We start from the raw sequence: 18,536 nt of genomic DNA on the forward strand, positions 1-18,536 counted from the left end.
GCTCACATGCCGTGGATGCGGCGGCCGGTGATCTGGCACGGCACGACGCGGATGTAGAGCTGGCGCTCGCCGCCCGCCCACGGCGTGACGCCGCAGCCGGCCACCTCGTCCATCTCGTCGGGCGGCACGTGGTGGGCGGCGCCCTGCACCAGGACGCTCCAGCCCTCCCGGTTGGGCTCGTCGATCATGTCGATCTCGAACGCGATCTTGATGTCGACGCCCTCCAGCCCGGTACGCAGGTCCTGGTCCATGGGGCCGCCCGCGGCGGTGCGGAAGATGACCGCACCCCGGTACATCTTGTAGTTGACGGGCAGCACCGTCGGCCCGTGCACGCTGTTGAAGGCCACCCGCCCGATCCCGCCGGGCTCGATCAGCCGCAGGCACTCCTCCTGGGCCAGGGCCTCCAGGGTCGGGTGGGACATGGCGGGCCCATGCCCCGGCGGGCGGTCCCGGCCGCCCCCCAGCAGCTCGTCGACCGTGGTGTGCAGGGCGTCGGCGAGGCGGTAGAGGGAGCCGGTGTCCGGGGTGTCGGCGTTCTCCTCCAGATAGGCGACATAGCCGGCCGACATGTCGGCACGCTCGGCGACCTGTTCCCGGGTCAGCCCGAGGCGTTCGCGGTGGTGGATGATCCGGCGGCCCAGATCTCCGGTGCCAGTCATGATCGATTCTCCTCGTCGGTAGGAACGGCGTGCGGTGCCGTTGACCCGCGCCTCGTGGTCGTCGGCGTCGATGAAGATCTGGCGCCCGTGGTAGCGGATCGGCATGGACAGCAGGCCGATCCGCTCGGGCACCCGGGGGTCCAGCCGGAACCCGTCCCGCTGGAGTTCGAGGCCCAGGTAGCAGCGCTGGAGGAGGTCGAGTGTGCCGCCCATGGCGCCCAGGTGGATGCCTTCGGCGGTGGTGCCGCGCTGCACGTCGTCGAGGTCGCCGCGCAGGGCCTCGGTGAAGAATTCCCAGGACTCGGCCCGGTTCGAGCGGGCCAGGACCCAGGCGTGCACGACGGCGCTGAGGGTGGAGCCGTGGCTGGTGCGCTGGAGGTAGTAGGCGACCGTCCGGGGGATCAGGCCGGGCTCGACGGGGTAGCCGAGGCGTTCGAGGACGGCGGCCAGCTCGCCACTGGTCAGCAGGTAGGAGAGCATGAGGGTGTCGGCCTGCTTGGAGGCCTTGTAGCGGTTGACGTCGTCACCCTCGGCCTCAAGCGCGCGGTCGAGGCGGCGCACCCCGCGATAGCGGTCCCAGTCGAGCTCCAGCAGGTCGGCGTAACCGGTGAACTGGCTGATGACGCCGTCGTGGAAGTCGACCCGCAGGCGGCGGCTGATCTCGTCCCAGCGGTCCAGCTCGGCGGCGGTGGGCGCCAGGTGGGGGGCCAGGGCGGCGGTCTCGCGGGCGCGGACGAGGAGCCAGGCGGTCATGATGTTGGTGTAGGCGTTGTTGGCCAGGCCGGGGACGGGTGCGCCGGGGTGACCGTCGTGATATTCGTCGGGGCCCATGACGCCGCGGATCTCGTACCGGCCCTGGTGCGGGACGGCCATCGAGGCGAAGCACCTGGCGATGTCGAGCAGCAGCTCGGCGCACCACGGCGGCATGGAGCCGGTGGCCTGGTAGTGGTGCCAGACGTTGTAGGCGATGGCCAGGCCGACGTGCCGCTGCAGGCGGGAGTGGTCGGGAAGCCAGCGGCCGGAGACCGGGTTGAGGTGCAGGGTCTGGGTCTCCTCGCGGCCGTCGCTGCCGCTCTGCCAGGGGAACATCGCGCCGTCGTAACCGGCCGCCCTGGCGGCGTCCCTGGCCTCCGGCAGGCGGCGCCAGCGGTAGCGCAGCAGGCCGAGCGAGATCTCGGGGAAGCGCAGGTCGAGCCAGGGCTGGACGAACAGCTCGTCCCAGAACACGTGTCCCCGGTACGCCTCTCCGTGCAGTCCGCGCGCGGGCACCCCGACGTCGAGGTCGGCGGTGTGCGGGGAGAGGGTCTGCAGCAGGTGGAAGACGTGCAGGTGCAGGTGGCGTGACAAATCGGGGCTGGTGACGTCGATGCGGGCACGCCGCCACAGGCGGTCCCATGCCCGCTTGTGGCGGGCCAGGAGGTCGTCGAAGGGGGGCGCCCGGCGTACGTGGCGCAGCGCCGCCGAGCGGGCGTCGTGACTGGCGTGATCGCGCGAGGTCGTCAGCGCGACGATCTTCGTGAGCCGGGCCGGCTCGCCCCTGGCCAGGTCGAGGACGTGGTCGGAGGTGATGTGGTCGGTGGCGAGGGACGGCCGGGCGGGCATGCCGTCGGTGTCGATCCTGGCGGCCAGCGCGACGGTGATGTGCGAGCAGCGGGTGACGGCGGTCAGCCAGGCCAGGTCGTCCTCCGAGCCGGTTTCGTGGCCGGTGAGGTGGTCGCCGCGCAGGTCCAGGTAGCGGGGCACGCCGCGGTTGGCGACCCGGCCCTCCAGGACGGCGTGGACGCGCAGGGGGCCGTGCCAGTTCTCGGCGGTGAAGGTGGTCTCCAGGGCGGCCAGGTAGGGGTCGGCCATGGAGACCAGGCGGCGTTGCCGGGAGCGGGTGACGCGGCCCGCGCCGTCGCGCCAGCTCAGGTCGCGCACCAGCACGCCGTGGCGCAGGTCGAGCTCGTGGCGGTAGTGCAGCAGGTCGGCCTCCTGCGGGCGGAACCAGCCGGATCCCGGCGTGGCGCACGTGAGGGGGAGCCAGTCGGGCAGGTTGACGAGGTCCTCGTTGGTGACGGTGTGCCCGGCGACGACGGAGTCGAGGCGGTCGTAGCAGCCGGCCACGTAGGTGCCCGGGGTGCGCGGCCGGCCGTCGGGGGTGGCGCCGCGGGTGGCGAGGCGGCCGTTGCCCAGGGTGCACAGGGCCTCGCGCAGGCTCTCTCCTTCCGGGTCGAAGCCGTCGTAGACGAGCCGCCAGGCATCGTTCATCGTCGCCCCACGGGCACGCGCCCGGTGACGCTCATCTCGGCCAGGTCCCCGACCACGACGTCCGCCCCCTCGGCCCGCCACCGCCGCTCGGCGAGATCCGCGGAAGCTCTCGCGGCGGTCCCGGCGGCGCTCCTGGCTACGGCCACGACCAGCCCGAAGCCGCCCCGGCGGCCGGCCTCGACACCCGGCAGCGCGTCGTCCACCACCGCGACCTCGGCGGCGGGCAGCGCCAGGCGGCGCGCGGCCTCCAGGAACAGCGCGGGATCGGGCCGGCCCGGCAGGCCCAGCTCGGCGGCGTCGATGCCGTCCACCAGCACGTCGAACAGGTGCAGCACGCCCGCCGAGGCCACGACGGCCCGGCAGTGCCTGCTGGCCGACACGACCGCGGTGCGGCAGCCGCGCCGCCGCAGCTCGTGCAGCAGGTCGACGGTGGAGGGGAAGGCGGCCACCCCGTGCTGCTCGATCTGCTGGGCGAACAGGGCGTCCTTGGCCAGCCCCAGCCCGTGCACGGTCGCCGTCCCCGGCGCGTCGTCCGGGCCGCCCTCGGGCAGCGAGATGCCGCGCGAGGCGAGGAACGTACGCACTCCGTCCAGCGGTGCCCGGCCGTCCACGTGCCGCAGGTAGTCGGCCCGGATGTCGAACGGCGCCGAACGCCCGCGCAGGAAGGCGTCGAAGACGTGCTTCCAGGCGGCGGCGTGCGCCCGTGCGGTGTCGGTGACCACGCCGTCGGCGTCGAAGGCGACCGCGCGGAGCCTGGTCAGGTCGAAGGTGGCCATGATGGAACGCTACCCGCGCACGGGCGGCCCAGCCCTGCGCCGCCGTACCCGCTGAGCTGGGGGTTCTTTTCGTGAAGGGGGTCGCCGCGAGGCGGGTACGTCTCTTGGTGAGGCCGGGAGGTGCCAATGGGACGGTTCGGCGGACGTGTGGTGCCGTTGCTGATCGGGGTCGGGCTGATCGTCACGGGCTGCGGGAACGAGTCGAGGCAGGCAGGCACGGCCACGGCGACGTCGCCGCCCCGGTCCTCCTCCGGGTCCGCCGATCCGCCGGGCGAGTCCGCCGCCCCGCCGACCAGGTCCCAGGCCCCGCCTGAGTCGCCGCCGGCGGCCACGACCCCCAGCCCCCGGCCCGAAGGGGTGCTGGTCGCCGGGCGGTACCAGCCGCTGTGGCCGTTCTCGGGACCGGAGGAGGTGGCGGACTGGGAGCGGGCCTACCGCGCGGAGGGGCGGGAGGCCTGGCGGCTGGACGCGGCCCGTACCGCGCTCGCCTTCACCCGCGACTACCTCGGATTCACCGACATCGACCGGGCCGTGAAGACCGTGCGCGAGGGGCGGCACGCGCGGGTGCACGTCGGCTCCACCCCCGAGGAGGGCTCCCGGCCGCTGGTCGCGGCCATCGTCCACCTCATCAGGTACGGCTCCGGCGAGCACGCGCCGTGGGAGGTGGTCGGCACGGACGACACGACGTTCTCGCTCACCGTGCCCCGGTACGGCGCGTCGGTGGGCTCGCCGCTGACCGTGGGCGGGCGCATCACGGGCGTGGACGAGAGCGTCCGGGTCCAGGTGCGCCACCCGGGCACGGCCGAGCCGGTGGGCGAGTCGTGCTGCGTGAGCGCGGGCGGGGAGAACGCGCCCTGGTCGGGCCGGGTCGCCTTCCGGGCGGCACCGGGACGGACGCTGACCGTCGTGGTCTCCACCGGCGGGCACGTCGCGCCCGTGGAGCGCTTCGCGGTGACCGGCGTGACCACCTAGAAGCATCAGGTATGGCCGGCGTTGCTGTTAGCATGCGCGGTTATGGAACTGCGCCAGCTCGAATACTTCGTGGCCGTCGCCGAGGAGGCGGGCTTCACCCGGGCGGCGGCCCGGCTGCACGTGGCGCAGCCCGGCGTGAGCGCGCAGATCCGCCAGCTGGAGCGGGAGATGGGGGAGGAGCTGTTCGACCGGTCGGGGCGTACGGTGCGGCTGACGGCGGTGGGCGAGGCCGTGCTGCCGTACGCGCGGGCGGCGCTGGCGGCGGTGGACGGGATGCGGCTGGTGGTGGACGAGTTCACCGGGTTGCTGCGCGGCCGCGTCATGATCGGCGGGGTGTCCGCGCCGTCGGTGCTCGACCTGCCCGGCATGCTGGCGGAGTTCCACGAGCGGCACCCGGCCGTGGAGATCTCGCTCGTGGAGACCGATCCGGAGACGCTGCTCGACGACGTCCAGAGCGGGCGGCTCGACCTGGGCATCCTGGGGCTCGGCGGCCGGATGCCGGACGGGGTGCGGGTGCAGGTCGTCGTGGACCAGGCGCTCGTGGCGGCCGTGCACCGCGGCCACGAGCTGGCCGGGCGGAGCTCGATCACGGTGGCGGAGCTGCGCGACCTGCCGCTGATCTCCCTGCCCGTCGGCACCGGGCTGCGGACGGCGCTGGAGGAGGTGTGCGCGCAGGCCGGGTTCGGGCCGCACGTGGCGTTCGAGGCCAGCGATCCGCTGGTGGCGGGGCAGCTGGCCGGGCGCGGGCTGGGAGTGGCCATCCTGCCCGAGTCGGCGGTCGCCAGGGCCGCGTCCGAGCTGGGCGTGCTGGCCGTGACCGAGCCGGTCATGCGCGGCAGGATGGGGCTGATCTGGCGGGAGAGCGGGCCGAAGAGCCCGGCTGCCAGGGCGTTCATCGAGCACGCCCGCCGTCACCTGCCCGACCTGGCAGGCTGACTCGCGAGCCGTCGGAGGAGACCGGAGCATGGGCAGGCCACGCACCACCAGCGACGAGGCGATCCTGCGGGCCGTCGCCCGCGCGATCGGGCGGCACGGGCCGCAGGGGCTCACGCTGGCCGCCGTCGCCCGCGAGGCGGGGCTGGCCCCGGCGACGCTGGTGCAGCGGTTCGGCTCGAAGCGGGGGCTGCTGCTGGCGCTCGCCGAGCACTCCGCGCGGACCGCGGGCCGGCCGTTCGAGCAGGCCCGGGCGGAGCACGGCTCGCCGATCGAGGCGCTGCGGGCCGCCCTGGTCCACCTGTCGGCCGGGGTGTCCACCCCCGAGGAGCTGGCCGGCAGCCTCGGCTTCCTGCAGCTCGACCTGACCGATCCGGAGTTCCGCGGGCACGCGGCCGCGCACGCCGGGCACGTCCGCGACGAGATCGCCGCCCTGCTGGCGGAGGCGGTGGCCCGCGGGGAGCTGAGGGGCGAGGTGGCTGTCGGGCGGCTGGCCCGCGCGGTCCAGGTGACGTACAACGGGGTGCTCGTCCTGTGGGCGCTGACCGGTGAGGACCGGCTCGCCGACGCCCTGCGGGAGGCCGTGGACGAGACGCTGCGGCCCTATCTCCGCTGACCGGCTCGATTCCCGTGACGCTCCCGTCAGAAAACTGGACCGGCACCCCCCGTGGCAGGGCAAGATCGTGAGGTGAACGGCCCATCGGTCACAGAGGTGCAACATGAGCCAAGTGGAGAGCGGTTCGCCGGAGTCGCTGGCCGAACTCGCCAGGAGGTACGGGCTCCGGCCCGCCATCGGGCGGCCGCGGTTCCCGCTGTACGTGCGGCAGTTGTGGCAGCGGCGGCATTTCATCCTGACATATGCCTCGTCGCGCAATGTGTCGCGATATTCCGGGTCGGCGCTGGGGCAACTGTGGCAGGTGCTCACACCGCTGCTGAACGCCGGGATCTACTACGTGATGTTCGGCCTGATCCTGGGCGGCAGCCGGGGGATCGACAACTACGTGGGGTTCCTGCTGACCGGGATGTTCGTCTTCACCTACACGCAGCGCACGGTCACGGCCGGGGCCAAGTCGATCTCCGGCAACCTGTCGCTGATCCGCGCCCTGCACTTCCCGCGGGCCTCGTTGCCGCTGGCGTACACGATCCAGGAGCTGCAGCAGCTCTTCATCTCCATAGGGGTGCTGCTGGTCATCGTGCTGATCATCGGGGAGCCGCTGAACTGGTTCTGGCTGATGATCCCGGTGGTGCTGCTGCTGCAGACGATGTTCAACATCGGCGCGGGGCTGTTCCTGGCGCGGGTCGGGGCCTCGCTGCGGGATCTCAACCAGTTGCTGCCGTTCATCATGCGTACGTGGCTGTACGCCTCCGGGGTGTTCTTCGCGATCCATGACAAGGTCGTCGGCAGTGCCCGGTTGCCGGAGTGGGTGGCGACCGTGATGTACCTGAATCCGGCGGCCTCCTACATCGAGTGGATGCGGGACATCCTCATCGCCGGCCACACGCCGCCGCGGCTGGTGTGGATGTCGTGCCTGGCTTGGGCGGTGTTCGCGCTGGGGGCGGGCTTCTGGTACTTCTGGCGAGCCGAGGACCGCTACGGTCGCGGCTGACCCGCCCGCCCGGCCCGGCCGGCGGCGGCTGACACGCTCACCCGGGCCTGGCCGGCGGTGGGTGGGGGCGCCGGGCGGCTCGGGTTCGCAGGGCGGGCTTGTGGGGCTCGGGTTTGCAGGGCGGGCTTGTGGGGCTCGGGTTCGCGGGGGTCAGGAGCCTCCGCCGCCGCAACCTCCGCCACCGCCTCCGCCACAACCGCTGCCTCCGCCGCCCCCGCCGCAGCTGCTGCCTCCACCCCCGCCGCCGAAGTCGCCGCCGCCGTACGAGCCGTGGGAGCCGTGGGAGCCGCCGAAGTCGAAGAGGCCGCCGAGGTCGAAGAAGCCGCCGCCCGAGCCGGAGTCGGTGGAGCCGCCGTCGAGGACGTAGACGCTGCCCCCGCCGTACGAGCCGCAGCGGCCGGGAGCGCAGCACGACGCGACCGACCCCCCGCGGGTCCTGGCGCGCGTGTCGCGCCGCAGCGTGTCGGCCAGCCGCCGGTCCGGCAGCTTGGTCAGCCCGTGCAGCGCCACCAGCCCGACCTCCTCCGAGGCCCGCCAGGAGCCGATCGCCGGGGCCGTGCCGGCCTGCGCCAGGGCGGCCCGCCCGGCCTTCGTCAGCGGGATCGCCAGCCGGCGCCGCGCCCAGAAGAAGCAGGCCGCCCCGGCGACGGCCGCCGCGGCCGCGATCACGATGGCGCCCAGCGGCCCGCGCAGGAACGGGCTCACCAGCGCCACGACGGCCGCCAGCGCGGCCAGGACGACGAGCAGGCTCGTCCGCCGCCGCGACCGTACCCGATCGGCCGGCGCCAGCAGCAGTCCCCGCTGCCACAGCGGCGTGGACAGCAGCCGCATCGCGTCGTCACCGCTCGCGCTGTGGCGCACCTTCGCCGTGGTACGCCGGCCCACCCCGGCCTTGACGTGCCGGTAGACCGCTCGTTCGACCGGGACCCGCTTGTCCGGCCGGTAGCCCTGCACCGGCGTGACGATCCCCTCCCGCGAGATCCGCACCCCGCCCTGCGCGACCAGCGACACCAGCGCCGTGTTGATCACCCGGCGGGGCCCGCCCGCGAGGTACGCCGCCTCGTACACGTCCAGCGGCGGGGGCGTCCCCTCGCCCCTGCGGGCGGACGCCAGCGTCAGGTGTGTCCGGATAGCGGTGAAAGCGATGAATGCGAACAATGCGATGGCGGCTGTGTAGAAAACCCCGTCGTCCATGTGAATCCCCCTGACGTCCGAATGCAAGCACCTCTTTTTCTGCGGTCCTTTCGCCTGCATTGACGTTTCCCGGATGAGCCGAGGTTCCCGGAGAAATAAGCAGAATGAGCAGAAGGCGCAGCAGATTTGTACCGCCGCATTCCGTGACGTTCGGCGCGGCGGAATGGGGGCCCGCCTCAGTCCGCCGCGAGGCCGGCGGCGCGCCCGGCCAGGAACTCCTGCTCGGCCGCGTTGTCCGTCAGCGCCAGCGCCGCCCGGTAGGCCGGCACCGCCTCCGCGTCCCGCCCCAGCCGGTGCAGCAGGTCGGCCTTGGTGGCGGGCAGGTAACGGTAGCCGGCCAGCCGGCCGTCGCGTTCGAGCGCCTCGACCTCGGCCAGCGCCGCCGCCGGGCCCTCCACCATCGACAGGGCGACCGCCCGGTTGAGCGCGACGACGGGCGAGGGCCAGATCCGCAGCAGCTCGCCGTACAGGGTGAGGATCTGCGGCCAGTCCGTCCGCTCGTAGTCCTCCGCCTGGGCGTGCACGGCCGCGATGGCCGCCTGCAACGTGAACGGCCCGGCCGGCCCGGCGGTCAGCGCAGCCACCAGCAGCCGGTCGGCCTCGGCGATCAGCTGCCGGTCCCAGGCCGAGCGGTCCTGCTCCTCCAGGCGGAGCAGTCTCCCGTGCCCGTCGGTACGGGTGGCCCGCCGCGCGTGGTGCACCAGCAGCAGCGCCAGCAGCCCGGCGGCCTCCCGGTCGGCGGGCAGCAGCCGGTGCAGCAGCCGCGCCAGGTCCAGCGCCCGGTCCGTCAGGTCGTCACGTACCAGGTCCCGGCCGGAAGGGGCGGTGTGACCGGTGGCGTAGAGCAGGTGGATGACGGTCAGCACGGCGTACATCCGCGCGGGCAACTCCTCGGCGGACGGCACCCGGTACGGGATGCGCGCCGTGGCGATCTTCTTCTTGGCCCGGGTGAGCCGGGCGGCCATGGTGGTCTCGGTCACCAGGAAGGCCCGCGCGATGTCCGGCGTCGCCACCCCGCACACCAGCCGCAGCGTGAGGGCGACGCGGGCCTCGGGGGAGAGCGCCGGATGGCAGCAGGTGAAGATCAGCCGCAGCCGGTCGTCGGGGATGGCGGTGTCGGGCTCGGGCATCTCGGCCTCCTCCGGCTCCGGCAGCAGCGGCAGCTTCCGCTCCAGCGTCTTGCGGCGGTGCAGCACGTTGAGCGCGTTACGCCGCGCGACCGTGGTCAGCCACGCGCCGGCCCGCTCGGGCACCCCGTCCCGCGGCCACGTGCGCAGCGCCTGGACGTAGGCGTCCTGCACCGCCTCCTCCGCCGTGTCCAGGTCGCGCGTCACCCGCACCGTCGCGGCGAGCACGAAGGCCCACTCGCGACGGTGCGCCTCGGCGACGGCCGCTTCGACCGGGGTCAGGGCCGCTCCAGGACTTCGAGGCCGGCCAGCGGCCGGACCTCCACCCCGCCCTGCACGACGGGGGTCAGCCCGGCCAGGACCAGCGCGTGGTCGAGGTCGCGGGCCTCCATGACGAAGACGCCCCCGAGCACCTCCTTCGTCTCGATGAACGGCCCGTCCGTCACCAGGTCGCCGCGGATCGCCGTGGCCGTGTCAGGGTGCTCCAGGGCCAGCCCCATGACGATCCGCCCGCCCAGCTCGGCCACCCGCTCGGGCATCCGCAGGTGCGCCTGCTTCACCTCTTCGGGCAGGTCCGCCGGCGGCACCCGCTCGTACAGCAGCACGGCGTACTGGGCCATCACGCCACCTCCAGGGCGGCCGGGTCAGTGGGCCACCGCTCCTCGAACTGCCGGGACATGTCATCGGCCTCCGTTTTCGCTCGTCTCGGCTCCTTCTACAACACCGACAACCGGGCACGGCGGGATTCGACCGCCGTGCCAGAGAATTTCCGGCTCACTTCGCCGCGGGCCGGGCGCGTACGTGCAGGCGCTCGCCCTGCGGTCCGAAGAGGGCGAGCACCTCGGAGGGCTCGTCGTCCGGGTTGAGGAAGGCGTGCGGCGTGCGCGTGTCGAACTCGGCCACCTCACCCGCCGTCAGCATCACGTCGTGCGGCCCGAGCAGCAGGCGTAACCGCCCGGACAGCACGTACAGCCACTCGTAGCCTTCGTGCACCTGCTGCTCCGGCTCGTAGCCCGGCCAGCGCGGCGGGTAGATCTGCTTGAACGCCTGCAGCCCGCCCGGTCGGCGGCTCAGCGGGATGTACGTGGTGCCGTGGCGCTTGATCGGGCGCATGTGCACCCGCGGATCGCCGGTCGCCGGCGCGTCGACCAGCTCGTCGAGCTGGACCTGGTGCGCCCGGGCCAGCGGGAGCAGCAGCTCCAGGGTCGGTTTGCGCTGCCCCGACTCCAGGCGCGACAGGGTGCTGACGGAGATGCCGGTGCTCTTGGAGAGCTGTGCCAGGGTCGCCCCGCGCTCCAGCCGCAACGCTCGCAGCCGGGGGCCGACCGACTGAAGCACGTCATCGAGGTCGTCCATGCGCCCAGATTGCCATTTCAGCAAGGAAGTTTGTCAAATCGCCGGTCTGCCGCGGACAGTGGCGCATCGGATGAAACGAGAGGAGCGTCGCGATGGACGCGAGGTATGACGTGGTGGTGATCGGGGGCGGAGCCGCCGGGTTGAGCGGCGCGCTCACGCTGGCCAGGGCCCGCCGCCGGGTGCTGGTGATCGACTCAGGGCAGCCGCGCAACGCCCCGGCGGACGGCGTGCACGTGTACCTGGGCCGCGAGGGCACCCCGCCGCGCGAGCTGCTGGCCACCGGTCGCGAGGAGGTGCGCGGGTACGGCGGCGAGATCGTCACGGGCACCGTCACGACCGCCGAGCGGATGGCGGACGGGCGGTTCCGGGTCGTGCTGGCGGACGGCTCGGCGGTCGAGGCCGCCCGGCTGCTGGTCGCCACCGGCCTGGTGGACGAGCTGCCGGAGGTGCCGGGACTGGCCGAGCTGTGGGGGCACGACGTGCTGCACTGCCCGTACTGCCACGGCTGGGAGGTACGCGACCAGCCGATCGGCGTCATCGGCGGCAGCCCGCTCACCGTGCACCAGGCGCTGCTGTGGCGGCAGTGGAGCGACGACGTGACCCTCTTCCACCACACCGCGCCCGAGTTGTCGGCCGACGAGCGCGAGCGGCTCGCCGCCAGGGGCGTCACCGTGGTGGAGGGCCTGGTGAGCGGGCTGGAGACGGACGGCGGCAGGCTCACCGGGGTACGCCTGGCCGACGGGCGGCTGGTTCCCCGCCGGGCCCTCGCGGTCGCCACCCGCCTGAGCGCCCGCGCCGGTGTCCTGACGGACCTGGGCCTGAAGGTGGAGGAGCAGGAGATGGGCGGCCATGCGGTCGGCACGGGCGTCGCCGCTGACCCGTCGGGGGCGACGAGCGTGCCGGGCGTGTGGGTGGCCGGGAACGTGACCAGCCTGGTCGAGCAGGTCATCGGGTCGGCGGCGGCAGGCGTACGCGCGGGAGCCGCCATCAACGCCGACCTGATCGCCGCCGAGACCAGCGCCGCCGTCACCGCCCACCGCACCCGCTCGGCGTCCGCGCACGCTCACCACGCCGACCCCGCGTCCGGGCACGCTCATCACGCCGACCCCGCGTCCGGGCACGCTCACCATGCCGGGTCCGGGTCCGCGGCTTCGGAGGAGGAGTTCTGGGACGCCCGTTACTCTGAGAAGGAGCGGATCTGGAGCGGGAACCCCAACGTCATGCTGGTCCGCGAGATCACGGACCTGGCGCCGGGCACGGCGCTGGACCTGGGATGCGGCGAGGGCGCCGACGCGATCTGGCTCGCCAGGCGCGGCTGGCGGGTCACCGCCGCCGACATCTCCGGCGTCGCCCTCGGCCGCGCCGCCGAGCAGGCCGAGGCCGCCGGGGTCGCGGATCGCATCGACTGGCAGCGGCACGACCTTGCCAGGTCGTTCCCCGCGGGCACGTTCGACCTCGTCGCCGCCTCGTTCCTGCACTCCCCGGTCGACCTGCCGCGCGAGGGGATCCTGCGGACGGCGGCGGCGGCCGTCGCGCCGGGCGGGGTGCTGCTCGTCATCGGCCACGCCGGCTGGCCGTCGTGGGAGCACGAGCCGCTCCCCGGCGTGCACTTCCCCACTCCGCAGGACGTGCTCGACGCCCTCGAACTGCCGGAGGGGGAGTGGGAGGTGCAGCTCAGCGAGGAGTACGAGCGCACCCAGAACGCCCCCGACGGCGCCCCCGGCACCCGCAACGACAACGTACTCAAGCTCCGCCGACTCCCCTGATCACGGCATCGCCCACGTGGTCAGGCCGGTGAGGGCAGGGCGCGGTAGGTGGTGCCCTTGCCGGTGAGGGAGGTCGGGGGCGCGGCGGCCGGGACGAACGCCGACTCGCCCGGCCGCAACGTCAGCTCGGCGCCGAGCCGCGCCTCGCCCTCGATGCAGACCACGATCTGCGGCTCCCCGCCCGGGATCGTGTGCGTGTTCCCCGCGCCGAGGTCATAGCGGGTCAGCGCGAACTCGGGGACCGGCGGCCGGTAGTGGTGCTCGCCCGGCCCCCCGTCCTCCGGCCGCACCAGGAACGGGTCGCCGGGGGTGAAGTCCACGACGCGCATCAGCTCGGGCACGTCGATGTGCTTGGTGGTGAGCCCGCAGCGCAGCACGTTGTCCGAGTTGGCCATGATCTCGACCCCGATGCCACCGAGGTAGGCGTGCGGCACGCCGGCACCGAGATAGAGCGCCTGGCCGGGGAGCAGGGTGACGTGGTGCAGCAGGAGCGCGGCCACCACGCCCGGGTCGCCGGGGCAGGCACGGGCGATGTCGGCGTGGACGGCGAGGTCGTCGCCGTCCCGCCCGAGCGGGCCCAGGTCGAGCAGGGCCCGCTCGACCTGGGCGCGGAGCGGGCGCGAGGCGTCGTCGAGCATCGAGGAGAACACGGCCCGCAGCGCCGCCCCGGGCTCCAGCGTGCGGAGCGTGTCGATCCACGGCCGCAGGTCGGGCAGGCCGAGGCGTTCGAGGAGGGCGGCGGTGGCGGCGGGCTCGCGGAAGCCGCACAGCCCGTGGAAGGGGGTGATCGCGCAGACCATCTCGGGCTTGTGCGAGGAATCCTTGTACGTGCGCGCGAAGTCGTCCAGCGCGATCCCCCGCGCGTTCTCCTCGGCGAACCCGGCCGCGGCCTGCTCGCTCGTGGGATGGACCTGCAGCGACAGCGGCCGTTCGATGGCCAGCACCTTCAGCAGGTAGGGGAGGACCGGTCCGAACCGGGTCGCCGCCCGCTCGCCCAGCGTGCCCGTCGGGTCGCCGGCGATGAGCCGGTCGAGCGGAGTGCCGTCGACGGTCGAGGGGTCGCCGGGATGCGCGCCCATCCAGAGCTCAGCCTGCGGCCGGCCGGTGGGCTCGGTGCCGAACAGCTCCGGCAGTGCGGTCACCGAGCCCCAGTCGTAGGGGCGGACGGCGGTGGCCAGGCGCATGGGCGCGGCGGTCTGGGGCACGGTGCGGACTCCAATCGTGGTGCAAAGGAGCCTAGACCGGGACCGGCCCCCGCCGGTAGCCGGGCCTGCCAGGCGGGCCGCCGGCCTGCCATCCGGGCTGCCGGCCCGCCCGCGGGTAGCCGAGCCGGCTACGCGGGACCGGCGGCCGGAGGGTCAGCGGGCCTGCCACCCGGGTCTGCTGGGCCCGCCCACGGGTCAGCGGGCTCGCGGGCCCAGGAAGACCGGCATGCTGCGGTAGCTGTTGCCCAGCAGGGTGTCCAGCGGGGCCAGGTCCTCGGGCCTGGCGGCGGGCGCGATGTCCGGGAACGCCGCGAACAGCGCCGACAGCGCTATCTCACCCTCCAGCCGGGCCAGCGGCGCGCCCAGGCAGAAGTGCGGCCCGTGCCCGAACGACAGGTGCGAGGCCGGCGGCTTGGACAGGTCGAAGACGTGGGCGGCCGTGCCGTACTGGCCCGGGTCGCGTCCGGCCGAGGCGAAGCAGGCCAGCACCGGCTCGCCGGCCCGCAGGTGCACGCCGTCGATCTCCAGGTCGCGTACGGCGTACCGCATCGGGAAGTAGGCGATCGGCGAGTCCCAGCGCAGCGTCTCCTCCACCGCCGCGCTGAACGGGCACTTGCCCGAGCGCAGCAGGTCGAGCTGGCCGGGCACGTTGAGCAGGGCGCCGATGGCGTTGGTGATGAGGTTGACCGTGGTGACGTGCCCGGCGATGAACAGCAGCTCGATCGTGGCGAACAGCTCCTCCGTGGACAGCCGCCCGCCGTCCCGCTCGCGCAGCCGGAACAGGTCCGTGATCAGGTCCTCGCCCGGCGTGTCCTGCCGCTCGTCGATGATCTGGCCGAGCAGCTCGTGCAGCGCCTTGCGCAGTTCGGGCGTGTCGTCGAGGCTTCCGCCCACCTGGGCCACCGCGTCGCTGAGCTCGTGCAGCTCTTCCTGATGGGCCTGCGGGATGCCGATCAGCTCGGAGATGACCTCGCGCGGCAGCGGGTAGGCGAACTCCTTGCGCATGTCCACCGGCTGGTCGGGCGGCATCTCCGCGAGCCGGTCGATCAGCCTGCCGGTGAGCGCCTCGATCTTCGGGCGCAGCCCTTCCAGCCGGCGGGCCGTGAAGGCGCCGGCCACCGCCGTACGCAGCCGCCGGTGGTCCTCGCCCTCGGCGTTGAGCATGGAGGTGTCCGTGACGATGCGGTCGATGGCCGTGCCCGGCGGCAACTCGTCCCTGGCCGCCCAGTGGCGGATCTCCCTGGACAGGCTCGGATGGGTCAGGACGGTCAGCAGCGTGGCGTACTGGGTCGCGGCCCAGGCCGGCACGCCCTCGGCCGTCACGGGCACCAGCGGGCCCGCCTCGCGCAGCCGGCGGTTGTCGCCGTGCAGGTCGCCGGTGGCGGGGTCGAGGACGAAGCGGTCGTCTGCCGGGTGCTGTTCTGTCATGGGTGTCACCCCGTGCGTTGTGGGCTCATGGCCAGGGCTGTCACGTCGAAACCGGGGTCCTGGTCGAGGTAGAGGTCGCGGACGAGCTCGCCGGCGGCCGGCGCGTTGCACAGGCCGTGCCCGGAGAAGCCGGTCGCGTACAGGAAGGCCGGCGGCCCCGGGTGGTGGCCGATGAAGGCGGTCTTGTCCGGGCTGGCGTCGCGCAGGCCGGTGACCGCGGTGTGCAGCGCCACCCCCGCCAGGCTCGGGTACGTGGCCGCCAGCCGCACCGCCACCTCCCGCCGCCAGGCTTCCCGGTCCGGCCCCGGATAGCCCATGCCGATCAGGAGCCGGTCGCCGCGCAGCCGTACCAGCAGGCCGCTGGCGGCGTGCAGGGTGACCGGAATGTCGGGCGTGCCCCGCGGCAGCGGGTCGGTGGTGAGCAACTCCTGCTCGATCGGCTCGGTGAGCGGCAGGTCCACGCCCGCGCAGCGCACCAGCGAGCCGGACCAGGCGCCGGCGGCGCAGATGATCGCGTCGGCGCTGATCTCGCCGTCCGGCGTCGTCAGGCGTCCCGCCCGGGTGTCGATGGAGGCGACGGGACAGCCGGTACGCAGCCGCGCCCCCGCCTGCTCCGCCGCCCGCGCGTAGGCACTGACGATGGCCGTGGTGTCGGAGATGTAGGCCTGCGGCGAGTACGCGGCGCCCAGCAGCGGCAGGTCACCGATCAGCGGGTTGCGCTCCCTGGCCTCCTCCGCGCTGATCAGGCCCACGTCCACCCCGGCGGCCCGCTGGTCGGGCAGGTCGGCCTCGAACGCGCTCACCTGCTCCGGCTCGGTGAACAGCACGAGGTAGCCGACCTGCCGCAGCGGCAGGTCGATGCCCGGCCGGTGCGGGAAGGCGTGGTAGGCATCCAGGCTGCGCACGGCCAGCGCCGAGCTGACGGGATTGCCGGCGAAGTAGGAGCGGACCACGTCGGCGGTGGCGCGGGAGGCGCCCGAACCGAGCACCCCCCGCTCCAGCAGCGTCGTGTCCACCCCGGCCTCGGCCAGGTGGAAGGCGATCGACAGCCCGATCACGCCGCCGCCGATCACCACCACACGCTTGCCGGTCACACCGCCTCCTGCACCCGTCGCAGATGCTCGCCCGCCTGCCACGGGAACAGGTGCAGGTTCCACCCGCCCAGGCAGTTGCAGTAGAGCGCCATGTGGGCCATGGTCGCGACGAAGTCCTCGTGGTTCTCCAGGCGCTCCAGCCCGGCCAGCAGCCGCTGGGTGAAGTCCCACAGGGTGTCCAGGCCGCAGTAGCCGAGGAACTCGGCGGGCGTGGCGGCCAGCAGGCGGGTCATCTGGCGCAGCCAGGGCATGGGCATGCCGTCCAGCGCGGCGCGTACGAGCCCGCCGTAGCAGCTGTAGCCGAGCGGCCGGGTCTCGCCGTTGACGAACAGCAACGTGGTCAGGACCGTCTCGTAGCTGCCCGCTCCGGATGGGATGCGGCCCGCGTGCAGGTCGAGCAGCTCCCGCGGCGGCTCCAGCCAGATGCGCTGGGTCTCCGCGTGCACGTCGGCGACCAGCGCGTTCAGGTGCGGGTCGCCGACGGGCAGCCGGGGCAGGTCGTGGCCGCCGGGCCCGCCCGCGCGGCGTACCTCGGCGATGACCGGCTCCTTGGTGGTGTAGACGGTCCGCCACACCTCGCGGCCGGCCTTGGCCAGGGCGTCGAGGTCGTCGTCGACGACCTTGCCCACCGGGGTGGCGGTCATGGGTTCGGTGAGCTCGCCGTACTTGATGCCGAGGTGCTGCAGTCGCGAGCAGAACAGGGTGCCGTCGGGTACGGTGCGCCGGTCCACGCGGTACTCCGCGGGAGCGTGCAGCAGCGAATGGACCGGGGCGACGTGGTACAGGTGGTATCCGGCGACCAGGGCATGCCCCTGCAGGCTGCGGTAAGGCAGCGCGTCCCACAGGCACTGGGCCAGGGCCGGGTTGCGCTGGTCGAGTTCGGCCGCCACGGTGATGCCGAGGTTCGGCCAGGCGATTTCCACACGCTTCGATTCGTTCACAGTAAGTCACTCTATCGTCACGATTTGTGGCGATAAAGGGGGGGTCGGGGTATTTACCGGTACATGACCTCCCCGGGAAGCGGCGGCATCAGCAGGGCCCGGCTCCGCTCGTCACCCCAGATCGAGTACGCGTCCACGTACGGGCGCAGCAGCGCCGTGAGCCGCGCGTCACCCCGGCCGTTGAGCTCGTCGGAGGCCACCTTCCTGGCCACGCCCGCCATCACGTCGGCCACCTGGACCCGGGCGTCCAGTCGCGACTCGACCAGCCGCAACCCGGCCAGCGCCGGGCCCAGGGCCGCCCGCAACCGGGCGATGCGCTCGTCGGTCAGGGTGGTCTGCCGGTCGTGCACGACCGAGACCGGCCGGCCGGGCCCGCCCTCCGCGGCGCCGCCCCAGGAGGTCACGGCCCGCACGATGGCCGGGATGAGGGGGTCGAGCGCGGGGAAGACGTCCGGACCGGCCAGCAGCCGCTCCCGGAACGCCGCGACCCGCGGCCTGGCCCGCCACAGCAGCTCCATCACCTCACCCGCCGGGCCGTCCGCCGTCCTCAGCTCGCCGACCAGGCGGAACGCGTCCTCGACGGACATGTCGATGCCCTGGCCGTTCTTGGCGCGCAGCAGGTAGTTGAACGAGTCCAGGAACGCCGTCCACCGCTTAGGCCCGAAGGCGGCCGGCCCCTCCCGGTAGAGCACGGTGGCCAGGGCCCGGGAGGAGGTGCAGGGAAAGAGACCGGGCGCCTCGCCCGGGTGGGAGGCGGGGCCGCCGTTCGGATGGGACGCGGGTGCGCCGTTCGGATGGGAGGCGGGTGCACCGTCCGGATGGGAGGCGGGTGCGTCGGACGGAGCGGCGGCGGGGGTGTCGTCCGGGGCGAGCAGGTCGGCCACCTTGCCGGCGACCAGGAACGTCTTGTCGGTGAGGTGGACGCGCACGTGCCCGAGCACCGGCCCGTCGGGACCGAGCAGCCAGCGCAGCGCCGCCCGGTGCTTCTCGCGCAGGATGTGGTTGGCCTTGTACTCGGTGACCGGGGACGGCGCCCGGGCCCGCAGCTCACTCATGCATGCGGCCGCCGAGTCGAGGTCCATCACGACGCTGGCGTGCGCGAACACGTCGGTGTTGCCGCCGACGAGCTTCTCGCCCTCTGCTCCTGACTCGTCACACCCGATCTCGACCGGTTCCCGCACGACTATCGAATCTAGCCAAGCCCGCCGCAGGTCCGCGAGGTGATTTC

At 73.5% G+C, this 18,536-nt stretch carries 16 protein-coding genes; 5 read left to right on the plus strand and 11 right to left on the minus strand.

Translation table 11 applies throughout. The annotated features are described in order from the left end of the window. Positions 1-2: 2 nt before the first annotated feature. Both BLS95_RS30575 and BLS95_RS30580 read right to left on the minus strand, forming a co-directional pair. Positions 3-2,909 carry a pyridoxamine 5'-phosphate oxidase family protein gene (locus tag BLS95_RS30575; RefSeq protein ID WP_090939098.1) on the minus strand — a complete coding sequence of 969 codons (2,907 nt, stop codon included), beginning with the start codon at positions 2,907-2,909 and terminating at the stop codon, positions 3-5. After that, on the minus strand, positions 2,906-3,685 hold the full coding sequence (locus BLS95_RS30580) for an HAD family hydrolase (RefSeq protein ID WP_090939101.1): 780 nt from the start codon (positions 3,683-3,685) through the stop codon (positions 2,906-2,908). The genes BLS95_RS30575 and BLS95_RS30580 overlap by 4 nt, the downstream gene beginning before the upstream one ends. Positions 3,686-3,811: 126 nt before the next feature. Here BLS95_RS30580 and BLS95_RS30585 point away from each other — a divergent pair, with 126 nt between their 5' ends. The 4 genes from BLS95_RS30585 to BLS95_RS30600 all read left to right on the plus strand — a co-directional run bounded on the left by BLS95_RS30585 (position 3,812) and on the right by BLS95_RS30600 (position 7,197). After that, entirely contained in the window at positions 3,812-4,657 is an 846-nt protein-coding gene (locus BLS95_RS30585) for a hypothetical protein (RefSeq protein ID WP_218136056.1), read from the plus strand. A gap of 42 nt (positions 4,658-4,699) precedes the next feature. Continuing rightward, a complete protein-coding gene (locus BLS95_RS30590; protein ID WP_090939105.1) occupies positions 4,700-5,593 on the plus strand; it encodes a LysR family transcriptional regulator in 894 nt (297 codons plus the stop codon). A 28-nt stretch (positions 5,594-5,621) separates the two neighbouring features. After that, positions 5,622-6,206, plus strand: a complete 585-nt coding sequence (locus BLS95_RS30595) for a TetR/AcrR family transcriptional regulator (RefSeq protein ID WP_090939108.1) — start codon at positions 5,622-5,624, stop codon at positions 6,204-6,206. 103 nt (positions 6,207-6,309) lie between these two features. After that, positions 6,310-7,197: an ABC transporter permease gene (locus BLS95_RS30600; RefSeq protein ID WP_090939110.1), complete on the plus strand. Its 888-nt coding sequence runs from the start codon at positions 6,310-6,312 to the stop codon at positions 7,195-7,197. A gap of 150 nt (positions 7,198-7,347) precedes the next feature. On the opposite strand, the gene BLS95_RS30605 is transcribed toward BLS95_RS30600, so the two are convergent. The 4 genes from BLS95_RS30605 to BLS95_RS30620 all read right to left on the minus strand — a co-directional run bounded on the left by BLS95_RS30605 (position 7,348) and on the right by BLS95_RS30620 (position 10,874). Beyond that, on the minus strand, positions 7,348-8,391 hold the full coding sequence (locus BLS95_RS30605) for a TIGR04222 domain-containing membrane protein (RefSeq protein WP_176993452.1): 1,044 nt from the start codon (positions 8,389-8,391) through the stop codon (positions 7,348-7,350). A gap of 176 nt (positions 8,392-8,567) precedes the next feature. Continuing rightward, positions 8,568-9,746: an RNA polymerase sigma factor gene (locus BLS95_RS30610; protein ID WP_090939116.1), complete on the minus strand. Its 1,179-nt coding sequence runs from the start codon at positions 9,744-9,746 to the stop codon at positions 8,568-8,570. Between the two features lie 50 nt (positions 9,747-9,796). After that, complete coding sequence (locus tag BLS95_RS30615) at positions 9,797-10,138, minus strand: YciI family protein (protein WP_090939119.1); 342 nt, start codon at positions 10,136-10,138, stop codon at positions 9,797-9,799. A gap of 154 nt (positions 10,139-10,292) precedes the next feature. Further along, entirely contained in the window at positions 10,293-10,874 is a 582-nt protein-coding gene (locus BLS95_RS30620) for a helix-turn-helix domain-containing protein (RefSeq protein ID WP_090939122.1), read from the minus strand. 92 nt (positions 10,875-10,966) lie between these two features. On the opposite strand from BLS95_RS30620, the gene BLS95_RS59580 reads away from it, so the two are divergent. After that, positions 10,967-12,640, plus strand: a complete 1,674-nt coding sequence (locus tag BLS95_RS59580) for an FAD-dependent oxidoreductase (protein ID WP_090939125.1) — start codon at positions 10,967-10,969, stop codon at positions 12,638-12,640. A 20-nt stretch (positions 12,641-12,660) separates the two neighbouring features. Here the strand turns inward: BLS95_RS59580 and manA are convergent, their stop codons facing one another. The 5 genes from manA to BLS95_RS30650 form a co-directional block, all read right to left on the minus strand. After that, the gene (manA, locus tag BLS95_RS30630) at positions 12,661-13,845 is read right to left on the minus strand and encodes a mannose-6-phosphate isomerase, class I (protein WP_245765382.1); all 1,185 of its coding nucleotides are present in this window, start codon (positions 13,843-13,845) and stop codon (positions 12,661-12,663) included. Positions 13,846-14,040: 195 nt separating this feature from the next. Continuing rightward, a complete protein-coding gene (locus tag BLS95_RS30635) occupies positions 14,041-15,273 on the minus strand; it encodes a cytochrome P450 family protein (protein WP_090939129.1) in 1,233 nt (410 codons plus the stop codon). A 5-nt stretch (positions 15,274-15,278) separates the two neighbouring features. Beyond that, a complete protein-coding gene (locus BLS95_RS30640) occupies positions 15,279-16,367 on the minus strand; it encodes an NAD(P)/FAD-dependent oxidoreductase (protein ID WP_176993453.1) in 1,089 nt (362 codons plus the stop codon). After that, a complete protein-coding gene (locus BLS95_RS30645) occupies positions 16,364-17,308 on the minus strand; it encodes a cucumopine synthase-related protein (protein ID WP_090939135.1) in 945 nt (314 codons plus the stop codon). The genes BLS95_RS30640 and BLS95_RS30645 overlap by 4 nt, the downstream gene beginning before the upstream one ends. A 53-nt stretch (positions 17,309-17,361) precedes the next feature. Beyond that, complete coding sequence (locus tag BLS95_RS30650) at positions 17,362-18,489, minus strand: hypothetical protein (protein ID WP_090939137.1); 1,128 nt, start codon at positions 18,487-18,489, stop codon at positions 17,362-17,364. Positions 18,490-18,536: the final 47 nt, after the last annotated feature.

Origin of the sequence: Nonomuraea jiangxiensis (genome assembly GCF_900099965.1) — a bacterium.
Taxonomy (GTDB): domain Bacteria; phylum Actinomycetota; class Actinomycetes; order Streptosporangiales; family Streptosporangiaceae; genus Nonomuraea; species Nonomuraea jiangxiensis.